General features: G+C 61.4%; 12 protein-coding genes. 5 read left to right on the top strand and 7 right to left on the bottom strand.

The features are described 5' to 3' along the window. Window positions 1–81: 81 nt before the first annotated feature. Complete coding sequence (locus ACMUVN_RS22910; protein ID WP_028758181.1) at window positions 82–291, top strand: KTSC domain-containing protein; 210 nt, start codon at window positions 82–84, stop codon at window positions 289–291. Window positions 292–684: 393 nt separating this feature from the next. Further along, a complete protein-coding gene (locus ACMUVN_RS22905; RefSeq protein ID WP_028758180.1) occupies window positions 685–924 on the top strand; it encodes a CrpP-related protein in 240 nt (79 codons plus the stop codon). Here the strand turns inward: ACMUVN_RS22905 and pncB are convergent. From pncB to ACMUVN_RS22870, 7 genes are all read right to left on the bottom strand, one after another. Continuing rightward, complete coding sequence (gene pncB, locus ACMUVN_RS22900; protein WP_047617438.1) at window positions 906–2,210, bottom strand: nicotinate phosphoribosyltransferase; 1,305 nt, start codon at window positions 2,208–2,210, stop codon at window positions 906–908. The genes ACMUVN_RS22905 and pncB overlap by 19 nt on opposite strands. Window positions 2,211–2,396: 186 nt before the next feature. Continuing rightward, the gene (locus tag ACMUVN_RS22895) at window positions 2,397–2,759 is read right to left on the bottom strand and encodes a hypothetical protein (RefSeq protein ID WP_183906398.1); all 363 of its coding nucleotides are present in this window, start codon (window positions 2,757–2,759) and stop codon (window positions 2,397–2,399) included. Between the two features lie 92 nt (window positions 2,760–2,851). Next, window positions 2,852–3,811: a 2-hydroxyacid dehydrogenase gene (locus tag ACMUVN_RS22890; RefSeq protein WP_414815476.1), complete on the bottom strand. Its 960-nt coding sequence runs from the start codon at window positions 3,809–3,811 to the stop codon at window positions 2,852–2,854. A gap of 8 nt (window positions 3,812–3,819) precedes the next feature. Continuing rightward, window positions 3,820–5,457, bottom strand: a complete 1,638-nt coding sequence (locus tag ACMUVN_RS22885; RefSeq protein WP_028758176.1) for an ABC transporter ATP-binding protein — start codon at window positions 5,455–5,457, stop codon at window positions 3,820–3,822. After that, window positions 5,454–6,602 carry an ABC transporter permease gene (locus ACMUVN_RS22880; protein WP_048338287.1) on the bottom strand — a complete coding sequence of 383 codons (1,149 nt, stop codon included), beginning with the start codon at window positions 6,600–6,602 and terminating at the stop codon, window positions 5,454–5,456. The genes ACMUVN_RS22885 and ACMUVN_RS22880 overlap by 4 nt, the downstream gene beginning before the upstream one ends. After that, entirely contained in the window at window positions 6,602–7,690 is a 1,089-nt protein-coding gene (locus ACMUVN_RS22875) for a microcin C ABC transporter permease YejB (protein ID WP_047617429.1), read from the bottom strand. The genes ACMUVN_RS22880 and ACMUVN_RS22875 overlap by 1 nt, the downstream gene beginning before the upstream one ends. Before the next feature lie 150 nt (window positions 7,691–7,840). Further along, window positions 7,841–9,670: an extracellular solute-binding protein gene (locus ACMUVN_RS22870; protein WP_132573881.1), complete on the bottom strand. Its 1,830-nt coding sequence runs from the start codon at window positions 9,668–9,670 to the stop codon at window positions 7,841–7,843. A gap of 261 nt (window positions 9,671–9,931) precedes the next feature. On the opposite strand from ACMUVN_RS22870, the gene mepA reads away from it, so the two are divergent. From mepA to ACMUVN_RS22855, 3 genes are all read left to right on the top strand, one after another. Continuing rightward, complete coding sequence (mepA, locus tag ACMUVN_RS22865; protein ID WP_183906396.1) at window positions 9,932–11,008, top strand: penicillin-insensitive murein endopeptidase; 1,077 nt, start codon at window positions 9,932–9,934, stop codon at window positions 11,006–11,008. 88 nt (window positions 11,009–11,096) lie between these two features. Beyond that, window positions 11,097–11,477, top strand: coding sequence for a methylglyoxal synthase (locus ACMUVN_RS22860; RefSeq protein WP_028756082.1), 381 nt, complete (start codon window positions 11,097–11,099; stop codon window positions 11,475–11,477). Between the two features lie 17 nt (window positions 11,478–11,494). Next, window positions 11,495–12,520, top strand: a complete 1,026-nt coding sequence (locus tag ACMUVN_RS22855) for a glucokinase (RefSeq protein WP_028756083.1) — start codon at window positions 11,495–11,497, stop codon at window positions 12,518–12,520. The last annotated feature ends 108 nt before the right edge of the window (window positions 12,521–12,628 follow it).

The raw sequence follows: 12,628 nt of genomic DNA, 5'->3' as shown, positions 1-12,628 counted from the left end.
TTTTTTACCATGCGAGTTCACCGCGTCTTTGCACGTTTGGGTTTACCGTCTGCCAAATTTAAAAAAACAGAGGTAAAACAGGTGGAAGAACTTTCGGTAAAGTCGAAGATCATCAAATCCGTCTATTTCAGCCAGGATGACGGGCGGCTCAGGATTTGTTTCAAGAATGGCGAGGAACGTCTGTTCGAAGGCGTGCCCTCCTCCGAAGCCCATGCGATGACGGCAGCGCCGTCTCCCGGCCACTACTATCTCGACCGGATCAGAACCCGGTTTCGCAGATTGGCGGCCTGAAACCCCGAGGAATGCCGCGAGCCTACGTTGCAGGATTGCGTAGGATCGGGACGAGGCCGGTGGATATTAACTTGTCGTTAGCCAATGATGTCATCTGGGTTGGATCACGCTTGCCGGTAAGCGGCAGTTTGTCGGCGCTGCCGGCTGGTTCAAGGTCGGCAAGCCGGGAGGCTCGGCGGCGGACCCCAGCCAGGAAGCCGAGCCTCCCCGTCACTAGGCGTTCATGGAGCGCAAGCCGAGCGTTGTCACGCTCGGCCAGTTCGGGCTCCGCCATCCCTGGATTAGCGCATTGGGGCTAATCCTGTGAAAAACCCAAATCATCGCATCAGGACTCGACAATGCTTTATTAGCATGATTGCATAAATGCATCGGATGAAGACCCGGGGGGTAATGATGTTCGAGAATCTGCTTGAGATGCAGGAGCGTGGCGCACGGGACCGTGCACGTGGCCGCAGCCTGGCCGACAATCCGATGTCGAAGCCGGATATCCTGCCGATCACCGATTTTCAGGAATGGTACTCGATGTTCGACGCCTGGCGCTTCGGTTGGTCGATCGAGGATGCGATGTCGGGGCATACCAATGCGCCACGGGATGGCGGCACCTCGTCCCGGAGCTATACGAGAACGGTCTGATCGACCCTGTCTTCGGCGCCGAAGAATTTCAGGTAGCGTTCGACCTCTGCCGGTTCGCCCGTCGCCTTCTGCGGGTTGTCGGAGAGCTTCACCGCCGGACGGCCATTGGCGTCACTGACCTTGCAGACGACGGAGATCGGGTTGAGGCCGGAGATTTCGATCGGCGCGCAGCCGGAAAAATCGTTCGTCAGATTCGTGCCCCAGCCGAAGCTCATGCGCACACGGCCTTCGAAATGCCGGTAGGTATCGATGATGGCATCGACATCGAGGCCATCGGAGAAGATCAGCAGCTTCTGGCGCGGATCACGGCCCATCTTCTTCCACCAGTCGATGATCTTCTCGCCGCCTTCGATCGGCGGAGCACTGTCCGGGCGGAAGCCGGTCCAATCGGCGACCCATTCCGGCGCGTCGCGCAGGAAGGCGGCAGTGCCGAAGGCATCCGGCAGGACGATCAGAAGATTGCCGCCATAGAGCTTGTTCCAGTCGCGCAGGATCTTGTAGGGCGCGTTGCGCAGTTGCTCATCGGTTTCGGCAAGGGCGGCGGCCACCATCGGCAGCTCGTGGGCATTGGTGCCGACGGCCTCGAGGTCGGAATCCATAGCCAGCAATACGTTGCTGGTGCCGGCAAAGGCCGGGCCGATGCCTTCCTTCAGCGCTTCGACGCACCAGCGCTGCCAGAGGAAACTGTGGCGGCGGCGGGTGCCGAAATCGGAGATGCGTAGGCCCGGCAGTTCCTTCAACCGCTCGACCTTCGACCACATCTTCGCCTTGGCCCGGGCATAGAGCACATCAAGGGTGAAGGGGCCGAGCGCCTTCATCGCCGAGCGTGAGCGCAGCTCGTTGACGATGGCGAGCGCCGGGATCTCCCACATGGTGGTTTCCTTCCACGGCCCGTGGAAATCCAGAACATATTGCCCGTCCTTCTTCGACAGCTCGTATTCGGGAAGTTGGAAATTGGAAAGCCAGGCAAGGAATTCCGGCTCGAAGATCTGGGCGCGGCCGTAGAAGCTGTTACCCGCAAGCCAGATCATCTCCTTTTTCGAGAGCCGCAACGTGCGGGCGTGATCGAGCTGTTCGCGCAATTCACCCTCGTCGATCTCCTCGGCAAGATGCACGCGCTTGGTGCGGTTGATGAGGGTGAAGGAGGCGTTCACGTCCGGATAGAGCTTCCAGATCATCTGCAGCATCAGCAGCTTATAGAAATCGGTATCGATCAGGCTGCGGATGATCGGATCAAGTTTCCAAGCGTGATTGTAAACGCGTCTTGCGATATCCGTCTTGGCCATGAAATTCCCGCCCCTGTCCACTCCGGTCAGGCGCTGCCAAATTCCCGGGTCGTGCCACGTTCCCGGCCGGCGCACGAAACCGGCTCGTGCGCCTTCTTATCGAAAAATCGGCAGACAAAGTCCAGATAAAACAATAGGCACCCCGCGGCCTGCACGGCGGCGGGATGCGAGCGCGCATCCTCACGCTTATTGGGCCGGTGCGGCGGGTTGGGCTGGCGCTGCAGGCGCGACACCAGGGGCGGCCGGCGTCGTGTTCTGAGTCTCGGTCGGAACCGCAGTGCCGTTCTGAAGGCTCGGCGCTGGCGCGGTGCCCGACTGTTGCGACTGCAACTGCTGGCCGGGCTGCTGCGGCGCCACGTCGTTTGCCTCACGCTGGCCCCAGATCTCGACCGGTATCCAGACCACGAAAGCGAGCACCAGAGCCGCGAGCAGCACCAGCAGGATGCGATAGCCCGTGCGGCCCTGCCTGGCCTTTACAGGCGGGATCTGCTCTTCCTTGTGAAGCTTGCCATCGGACTTTTCCCAGCGTGTTTCCGTCTGATGCGCCATGATCGTCTCCTTCGGCTGTCTTGACGGACCGATCCGGCCGTCAAGAACTCGAAGGAGAAAACGGGTTGCCGTCTGGAAGGTTCCGTGCGGCTCTAATAGCCGACGGCGCGGTCGATCACGAATTGCAGCGGCTCGCCGCGCTCGAAACGGGCGATCTGGGTCTCGACATGGCGAAACAGCGCATTTTCTTCGGAGACGGCCGCGTCATGCGGCGTGATGAAGACGTTCTGCAATTCCCATAAGGGGTTGTCGGCGGCGAGCGGCTCCACCTCGAAGACATCCAGCGAAGCGCCGCCGAGGGTACCGTCACGAATGGCGGAAACGATATCGGCCTCGACATGACTCTTGCCGCGGCCGGCATTGATGAAAACCGGCTGCCCGAGTGCGCCGTTGCGGCGCAGCTTCGCAAACAGTCCGGCGTTATAGAAGCCGGAGGTTTCAGGCGTCAGCGGCAGCAGACCGACGAGGATGTCCGTCCTTCCCAGGAAACTGTCCAATCCGCCGGCATCGAAGGTTTCGACGCCATCGATCTGTTTGCGGCTGCGCGACCAGCCGATGACGTTGAAGCCCATCACTCTCAGCTTGGCGACCGCATCCTGCCCGAGAATGCCGAGACCCATGACGCCGACCGTCACCTCCGCCGCCTCAGGCGCGATCAGCTTGGCCCATTCACGCCGCCGCTGATGGCTGTCATGGGCGTATTGCCCGCGCAGATGCATCAGGCACTGCATGACCACCCATTCGCTCATGCGGGTCGTCAGGCTGCGGTCGACGAAGCGGACGATCGGGATCTCGGGCAGGCCGGCCATGCCGATGATGTGGTCGACGCCGGCGCCGCCCGAGAAGATGACCTTGAGATTCGGCGCCCGCGCAAAAAGGTCGGCATCCGGCTTCCAGAGAAGTGCGTATTCGACCGCGCGGAGATCGCGTGCCCGATTGGCCGGATCGGCGAGATTGATGCTGCCGCGATCGGCAAAGGCCGTCTTCAGCACGCGGGCGACGCCTTCGGCATTGAACTTGATATCGACGAGAACAGGAGGACGTGCGGACATGATCTTCTTTATTGCTGCACGGCGGGCGTCGGCACCGCCTCGATGTTGAAAGCGGCGGCCATCAGCGCCCGGGTATAATCGTCCTTCGGCGCGCGGAAGATTTCCGCTGACGGCCCCTGTTCCACCACCTTGCCGAAACGCATGACGATGACATCGTTGGCGAGCGCCTTCACCACCTTGAGGTCGTGGCTGATGAAGAGATAGGCGAGATCGTGTTTCTTCTGCAGGTCGCGCAGGAGATCGACCACCTGGGCCTGGACACTCATATCGAGCGCTGAGGTCGGCTCGTCGAGCATGACGAAACGGGGCTTCAGCACCATGGCCCGGGCGATGGCGATGCGCTGGCGCTGGCCGCCGGAGAATTCGTGCGGATAACGCCAGCGGGTCAGGGGATCGAGACCCACCTCCTCCAGCGCCCAGCAGACACGCTGGTCGCGCTCCTCCGCGGTCAAGGAGCGCTCGTGCACCTTCAGCCCCTCGGCGACGATGTCGCCGACCGACATGCGGGGGCTGAGCGAGCCATAGGGATCCTGGAAGACGACCTGCAACTGGTTGCGCAGCGGCCGCATCTCGCTGAATGAATAGCCGGCTATATCCGTGCCGACAAAGGCGATCCGTCCTTGCGAGGAAATCAGCCGGGTGAGCGCCAGGCCGAGCGTGGTCTTGCCGGAACCGGACTCACCGACGACGCCGAGCGTCTGGCCGGCGCGCAGCGACAGATCGATGCCGTCGACCGCCTTCACATGATCGACGACGCGACGCATCAGCCCTGCTTTGATCGGGAACCAGACGCGGATATCGGACCCTTCCATCACCACCGGCTTCGACGGATCGGCCAGCGGCGGCTCGCCGCGAGGTTCGGAAGCGAGAAGATGGCGGGTATATTCGTGCTTCGGGTTGGCGAAAACCTCCTCGACGGTTCCGGTTTCGACGATCCTGCCCTTGGTCATGACACAGACGCGATCGGCGAATTTGCGGACAATGCCGAGATCATGGGTGATGAACAGCATCGACATGCCGTGTACGGCCTTCAACTGCCGGAGCAATTCGAGGATCTGCGCCTGTACGGTAACGTCGAGCGCCGTGGTCGGCTCGTCGGCGATCAGCAGTTCCGGCCGGTTGGCGAGCGCCATGGCAATCATGACGCGCTGGCGCTGGCCGCCGGAGAGCTCGTGCGGATAGGCTTTCAACCGCTTCTCCGGCTCGCGGATTCCGACCTGGTTCAGCAATTCAAGCACACGCTGGCGTGCAGGCTCACCGGTGAGGCCCTGGTGCAGGGCAAGAATCTCGGCGATCTGCTTCTCGATCGTATGAAGCGGATTGAGCGAGGTCATCGGCTCCTGAAAGATCATGGTGATGTCGTTGCCGCGCACTTCCCGCAGCGCCCGCTCCGACGCCTTCAGAAGGTCCTTGCCCTTGAACAGGATTTCGCCGGAAGGATGGCTTGCCGAGGGATAGGGCAAAAGCCGCAGGATCGAGTTGGCCGAGACCGACTTGCCGGAGCCGGATTCGCCGACCAGCGCCACGACTTCGCCTTTGGCGATATCGAAGGAGATGTGATCGACGGCCAGCGAGGTCTCGCCGCCTTGATGAAAGGCAACCGAGAGATCGCGGACGGAAAGCAGCGGTTCTTTCATGTCACTCATTGGAACGTCTTCCTCGGATCGAAGGCATCGCGCACGGCTTCGCCGATGAAGATCAGCAGGGACAGCATGATCGACATGGCGAAGAAAGCCGTCAGCCCGAGCCACGGGGCCTGAAGGTTGGTCTTGCCCTGGGCGATCATCTCGCCGAGCGAGGGGGAGCCCGGCGGCATGCCGAAGCCGAGGAAATCGAGCGAGGTCAGCGTGGTGATCGAGCCGGAGAGGATGAAGGGCAGGAAGGTCAGCGTCGCCACCATGGCGTTCGGCAGCAGGTGGCGCCACATGATGGTGCGATTGTTGACGCCGAGGGCCCGGGCGGCGCGGACATATTCGAAATTGCGGGCCCGCAGGAATTCAGCGCGCACGATGCCGACGAAGCCGACCCAGGAGAAGAGCAGCATGATGCCGAGCAGCACGAAGAAGCCGGGCGGCAGGAGGGCCGCGATGATCAGCAGGATGTAAAGCACCGGCATCGACGACCAGATCTCGATGAAGCGCTGCAGCAGCAGATCGGTCCAGCCGCCGAAATAGCCCTGCACCGCACCCGCCGTCACGCCGATGATCGCCGAGCAGATGGTCAGCATCAGGCCAAAGAGCACCGATATGCGGAAACCGTAGATGACCCGCGCCAGCACGTCGCGCGCCTGGTCGTCGGTGCCGAGCCAGTTGAGATTGCCGAAGGTGCAATCGGGATCGTTCACGCCTTGCGGATAACCGGCGCAGCGCTCCTCCTTGGTCATCAGCCAGAAGGGGGCGGTGGGTGCTGAATGGGGAATGTTGGAATTGACCGAGCGGTAGGAATAGCGGATCGGCGGCCAGATCATCCAGCCATTGGCATCGATCTCATCCGCAATCACCGAGGACCGATAGTCGGTTTCGGCCAGGAAGCCGCCGAACTTCTCCTCGGGATAGTCGACCAGCACGGGAAACAGGATCTCGCCCTTGTAGGAGGCGATGATCGGCCGGTCGTTGGCAATGAACTCGGCAAACAGGCTGAGGACGAACAGCACCAGGAACAGCCACAGCGACCAATAACCGCGGCCGTTTGCCCGGAAATTCTGCCAGCGGCGGATGTTGGTCGGCGACAGCAGGCCCTTGCGCGGCGGCTTGACAGGCGTGGTGACGGCAGGGTTTGCGGCGGCGTCCATCAGACATCCCTCCGCTCGAAATCGATGCGCGGATCGATCCAGGTGTAGATCAGGTCGGAAACCAGGCTGACGAAGAGGCCGAGCAGCGAGAAGATGTAGAGGGTGGCGAAGACGATCGGGTAATCCCGGTTGATGACCGAGAGATAGCCGAGACGGCCGAGGCCATCCAGCGAGAAGATGTTTTCGATCAGCAGCGAGCCGGTGAAGAAAGCGGAAATGAAGGCGCCGGGAAAACCGGCAATGATGATCAGCATGGCGTTGCGGAAGACATGGCCGTAGAGCACTTGGCGCTGGTTCAGGCCCTTGGCGCGGGCGGTGACGACATATTGCTTCTTGATCTCCTCGATGAAGGAATTCTTGGTCAGCAGCGTCGTCGTGGCAAAGGCGGACAGGGAAAGCGAGATCAACGGCAGGGTCAGGTGCCAGAAATAGTCGAGCGGCTTCTGCCACCAGGCCAGCTGGTCGAAATTATCGGAGACCAGGCCGCGCAGCGGAAACCAGTCGTAGAAGGAGCCGCCGGCAAAAAGCACGATCAGGAGAATGCCGAAGAGGAAGCTCGGCACGGCGTAGCCGACGACGATGACGCCCGATGTCCAGACATCGAAGGTCGATCCATCCTTGACCGCCTTGCGGATGCCGAGCGGAATGGAGATGGCATAGGAGAAGATCAGGATCCAGATGCCGAGCGAGATCGACACCGGCAGCTTCTCCTTGATGAGCTCGAGCACCGAGGTGTTGCGGAAGAAGCTCTCGCCGAAATCGAAGCGGATGTAGTTCCACATCATCTCGCCGAAACGGGTCAGCGGCGGCTTGTCGAAGCCGAACTGTTTTTCGAGCTTGGCGATCAGTTCCGGATCAAGCCCCTGGGCGCCGCGATATTTCGAGCCTTCATCGCTGCCGGTGCCGCCGAGAAGATCGCCGCCGCCGGACAGTCGCTGGTCGGCACTATCGGCCTGACCGGTCAGTTGGGCGATCACCTGCTCGACGGGACCGCCGGGGGCGAACTGAATGACGATGAAGGAAATCGCCATGATGCCGACAATGGTTGGAACCATCAAAAGCAGGCGGCGAAGGATATAGGCGCCCATCAGCCTTCAGCCTCCGGGAATGTTTTTCCTGTCTGCCCGCCGTCCAGTCTAATGCCGCTCAATCCGCCAGCCTTCCCTTGCCGGCCCTGCCGGCTTGTCGTGATTCGCTCGTGCCATTTGGAGCCGAGGGCCCCTTCATTGCAAGCCCGCTCATTTTGCCGAGGTCGACCACCAGGCTTCCGGGAAGCCAAGGCTGTAGGCCGGGAATTCGGCCGGATGCGTGACCGTGTTCCAATAGGCGATGTTATAGGTATCACGGTAGAACAGCGGGATGACGTAGTGATTTGCCAGCAATACGCGGTCCATGGCTTTGATCGCAGCAACCTGTTCATCGCGGTTCGGCGCGAAGATAATCATGCGAATGAGCTCATCGACCGCCGGGTTAGCAATACCGGCGTAGTTGCGAGAGCCCTGCTGGTTGACAGAGCCGGATCCCCAATAGTCGGCTTGCTCGTTGCCCGGGTTCATGGTCTCAGCCCAGACATTCCAGATCATATCATAGTCGAAGCTGCGTTCGCGGTTGACAGCTTGCGAGGCATCGACCGTCCGAACCCGCGCATCTATGCCGATTTTCTTGAGATTGCTGGCATAAGGCACCGCCCAGCGCTCCAACATCGGGCTCGACAACAGGATCTCGAAACTCATCGGCTGGCCGGTCTTGCTGTTGACCATGCGATTGCCCTTCAGCTCCCAGCCAGCGTCTTTCAGTAGCGCGATTGCCTTGCGGAGGTTGTCACGGCTCTTCTGCGGATCGCCGCCGACCGGATTGGTATAGGGCGTGGTGAAGATTTCTGCCGGCACCTTGTCCTTCATGCCCTGCAGAATTTCCAGTTCCCTGCCCTGCGGCAGGCCGGAAGAGGCAAGCTCGGTGTTCCAGAAATAGCTGTCGATGCGTTTGTAACTGTTGAAGGCGACAGTGCGGTTCAGTTCCTCGAAGTCGAACCCGTAGTTCAAGGCTTCGCGGACTCTGATGTCCTTGAAGAGGTCACGCCGCATATTGGGCACCAGCGCTTGCAGGATGCCGGTGGAGCGCAGCGGGTTTGCAACCTCCTCCTTCTTGACCCGTCCTTCCTTCACTGCGGGAAAATCATATCCCGTCGCCCAACGGGCAGCGGTGGTTTCCTGCCAATAGTCGCTGTTGCCGGCGCGAAAAGCTTCGAACTCGACGTCCCGATCACCGAAATAGGTGTAGATGACGTTGCGGAAATTGTTCTGGCCGACATTCACATTGAGGTCCTTGCCCCAATAGTCGCCACGCAGTTCATAACGGATTGTGGCGCCGGGCGAGAAGGAAGCGATCTTGTAAGGTCCGGACCCCATCACGGGCTCCAACGTCGTCCTGGTAATGTCGCGCGGTTTGCCGTCCGGTCCGGGCGCCTCCCACCAATGTTTCGGGACGACCATCAACTGGCCGAGAATGTTCGGCAGTTCGCGATTGTTCTTCTCATCGAAGATGAAGGTGACGTCACGCTCGCCGGTTTTTTCCGCTTTGACAACGTGCTGGTAGTAATTGCCGGCGAGCGGGTTCAAATCCTTGGTCTTGTCCAGACTAAAGATGACGTCTTCGGGCGTTACCGGCTGACCATCGGCCCATTTCGCTTCCTTCCGCAGCCGAAAGGTCGCGCTCGACACGTCATCGGGAACGGAGAGGCCTTCGGCAAGCAGGCCGTAGGAGACGAGAAGTTCGTCATCGGCCGGCTTCAGCAACGTGTCGTAAACAAGCGACAGACCTACGGCTGTCTGGCCCTTTGCAAGCAGAGGATTGAAAGTGTCGAAGGCGCCGCTTGCGGAAAGACGGAGATCTCCACCTTTCGGCGCATCGGGATTGACGTAGTCGAAGTGCGCAAAGCCCGGTTTGTACTTCATCTGGCTGACGACCGAGCTTCCGATCTGAAACGGCTGGTCCTGGGCCGTTGCCGTCAGTGGCGCCACAGCAGCAAGCGACAGAAACAGACCGATCTTCGACCATAGAGCCGTCATTCACACTTTCCCCTGTTTTTTCATTGATTCGACAATACGAAAAATAGGGGCGAAAAACAGGAGAGAGTTTGGTTTTTGCCGGGCTCGCGAAATTTTGAGCCATCGTCTCGCCTCGATGCGTCGCCTTCGCAATATGCGGCGCAACTCTGCGGCGATCCGTCACCGCCGCTTCCCACCACCAGCCAAAACATCGATTCACCAAAATCGCTTTTCACGATAGATTTGACGCAAATCACTTCGGCAGCGGTTCAAGGAAATAGCATGGCTTTCGGCTTCGCTCAGGCTTTCAGGACATTCGGCAAACTGACGCTTGCCGGCGCAATCGGCGCAAGCCTTGCCGCCGGCGATGTCGGAGCTCAGCAGAAGACACCGAGCCCGGGCAGCGCCAAGGGGCAGTTCGGCGCCGTCAGCCTGCCGACGCAGGGACCGGCGCAACCGATCGGCTTTTACGCAAAGGGCTGCATGACAGGTGCGGTGGCGCTGCCGGCCGACGGGCCGACCTGGGAAGCGATGCGGCTTTCGCGCAATCGCCGCTGGGGCAATCCGGCGATGATCGCGCTGCTCGAACGTCTTTCTGAGGATGGGGTCAAATATGCCGGCTGGCCGGGCCTTCTCGTCGGCGACATTGCGCAGCCGCGCGGCGGGCCGATGTTCAACGGCCATGCCTCCCATCAGATCGGCCTCGATGCCGATGTCTGGTTTACGCCGATGCCGGCGCGCCGCTTGACGGCCGAGGAGCGCGAGGATCTGCCCTTCACCACCATGCTGCAGAAGGACAAGTTCCTGACCGTCGACCCGAAGGTCTGGACGCAATCGCGGGCGCGTCTGTTGATGCTGGCGGCAAGCTACCCCGAGGTGGAGCGTATCTTCGTCAACCCGGCGATCAAGAAGAAGATGTGCGACACCTGGACGGGCGACCGCACCAATCTCGGCAAGCTCCGGCCGGAATATGGCCATGACTCGCATTTCCACATCCGCATCAAATGCCCGCCCGGTGCTGCCGGATGCACGCCTCAGGCTTCTGTTCCTGCCGGCGACGGCTGCGACAAATCGCTCGCCTGGTGGTTCACGCCGGCGCCCTGGGCGCCGCCGAAACCGCCGAAGCCCGGCGCCAAGCCCCCGAAGCCGCCGCGCGAGATGATGGTCTCCGACCTGCCGAAGGCCTGCGCCGCCGTGCTCGATGGTGCTTCCGTCGCCTCGATGCAGGCCGCCACCTATGGCGGACCTTCCGCTGCAAGCGCGCTCACTGCCGCGCCGGCCGCGGAACCCGCCGCCGGCACGGACGGCGCTTTGCCCGATGTCGGTCCGGTTCCGAACGACAAGCCGGCGATCCAATGAAACAGGCCTGGGGTGCGTTGTCTTTCAAATCGCAAACTCTTGGTATAGAAGCCATCAAATCGATTGAATTGTTCGGGCGGAGGGGTTGATGGCCGGCGGCAAATGCCTTGCATTGATTGCGCATGACCAGAAGAAGGACGACATGGCGGAATTCGCCCGCACCAACCGGGACATTCTCTCCCGCTGGAAGATCGTCGCCACCGGTACGACCGGCGGACGTGTGCTCGATGCCGCCCCCGACCTCGACGTTGTCAGGCTGAAAAGCGGGCCGCTCGGCGGCGACCAGCAGATCGGCGCACTGATTTCGACCGGCGAGGTGGATGCCCTGATCTTCTTCGTCGACCCCTTGACGCCGATGCCGCACGATGTCGACGTAAAGGCGCTGATGCGGCTTGCGATCGTCTATGATATTCCGATGGCGCTCAACCACGCGACCGCTATAAAACTTCTTCCCACACTCGAAGCCTGATCAGCACGGGACCGGCCATGCCAAAACCGAATAACAGCACCGCTCCGCTGCCTTTCCCGATCCTGATCGGCGATATCGGTGGCACCAATGCCCGCTTCTCCATCCTGACCGATGCCTATGCCGAGCCGAAGCAGTTTCCGAACGTACGCACGGCTGACTTCGCCACGATCGACGAAGCGATCCAGAAAGGCGTGCTCGACAAGACGGCCGTACAGCCGCGCTCGGCGATCCTCGCCGTCGCCGGCCCGATCAACGACGACGAGATCCCGCTGACCAATTGCGACTGGGTGGTGCGGCCAAAGACGATGATCGAAGGCCTCGGCATGGAGGACGTGCTGGTCGTCAACGATTTCGAGGCGCAGGCGCTGGCGATCGCCGCCCTGTCGGATGAAAACCGCGAACGCATCGGCGATGCCACCGGCGACATGATCGCCTCGCGCGTCGTGCTCGGCCCGGGCACCGGCCTCGGCGTCGGCGGGCTCGTGCATGCCCAGCACAGCTGGATCCCGGTTCCCGGCGAAGGCGGCCATGTCGATCTCGGACCGCGCAGCAAGCGCGACTATGAGATCTTCCCGCATATCGAGACGATCGAGGGCCGCGTCTCGGCCGAGCAAATCCTCTGCGGCCGCGGCCTCGTCAATCTCTACAATGCCATCTGCATCGTCGATGGCATCCAGCCGACGATGAAGGATCCCGCCGATATCACCTCGCACGCGCTTGCCGGCACCGACAAGGCGGCTATCGAGACCGTCTCGCTGTTTGCCACCTATCTCGGCCGCGTGGCGGGCGACATGGCGATGGTGTTCATGGCGCGCGGTGGCGTCTATCTCTCCGGCGGCATCTCGCAGAAGATCATCCCGGCGCTGAAGAAGCCGGAATTCCGCATTGCCTTCGAGGACAAGGCGCCGCATACCGCGCTGCTTCGCACCATCCCGACTTATGTGGTGACGCATCCGCTGGCAGCACTTGCCGGGCTTTCCTCCTACGCACGGATGCCGGCGAACTTCGGCGTCTCGACGGAAGGCCGCCGCTGGCGGCGCTAGAGCGTCCTTGGCGCGTCCTCTGCGGGGACGCGCGGCGCTCTAGCCAAACCGGTCCCAACTCTTTATAGACCCCGGCAAAAGTGCGCGTCGCCTTCGCGGGGCGCTTGG

The sequence above is a fragment of the Rhizobium sp. IY2 genome (assembly GCF_047532935.1).
GTDB classification, from domain to species: Bacteria; Pseudomonadota; Alphaproteobacteria; order Rhizobiales; family Rhizobiaceae; genus Rhizobium; species Rhizobium anhuiense.
The sequence above is the reverse complement of the archived record's forward strand: the minus strand, read 5'-3'. Positions and strand labels throughout refer to the sequence as shown.

Coding starts and splice junctions, on each gene's coding strand:
- ACMUVN_RS22905 (WP_028758180.1), top strand. CDS start 685: ATGTTCGAGAATCTGCTTGAGATGCAGGAGCGTGGCGCACGGGACCGT.
- pncB (WP_047617438.1), bottom strand. CDS start 2,210: ATGGCCAAGACGGATATCGCAAGACGCGTTTACAATCACGCTTGGAAA.
- ACMUVN_RS22895 (WP_183906398.1), bottom strand. CDS start 2,759: ATGGCGCATCAGACGGAAACACGCTGGGAAAAGTCCGATGGCAAGCTT.
- ACMUVN_RS22890 (WP_414815476.1), bottom strand. CDS start 3,811: ATGTCCGCACGTCCTCCTGTTCTCGTCGATATCAAGTTCAATGCCGAA.
- ACMUVN_RS22885 (WP_028758176.1), bottom strand. CDS start 5,457: ATGAGTGACATGAAAGAACCGCTGCTTTCCGTCCGCGATCTCTCGGTT.
- ACMUVN_RS22880 (WP_048338287.1), bottom strand. CDS start 6,602: ATGGACGCCGCCGCAAACCCTGCCGTCACCACGCCTGTCAAGCCGCCG.
- ACMUVN_RS22875 (WP_047617429.1), bottom strand. CDS start 7,690: ATGGGCGCCTATATCCTTCGCCGCCTGCTTTTGATGGTTCCAACCATT.
- ACMUVN_RS22870 (WP_132573881.1), bottom strand. CDS start 9,670: ATGACGGCTCTATGGTCGAAGATCGGTCTGTTTCTGTCGCTTGCTGCT.
- mepA (WP_183906396.1), top strand. CDS start 9,932: ATGGCTTTCGGCTTCGCTCAGGCTTTCAGGACATTCGGCAAACTGACG.
- ACMUVN_RS22860 (WP_028756082.1), top strand. CDS start 11,097: ATGGCCGGCGGCAAATGCCTTGCATTGATTGCGCATGACCAGAAGAAG.
- ACMUVN_RS22855 (WP_028756083.1), top strand. CDS start 11,495: ATGCCAAAACCGAATAACAGCACCGCTCCGCTGCCTTTCCCGATCCTG.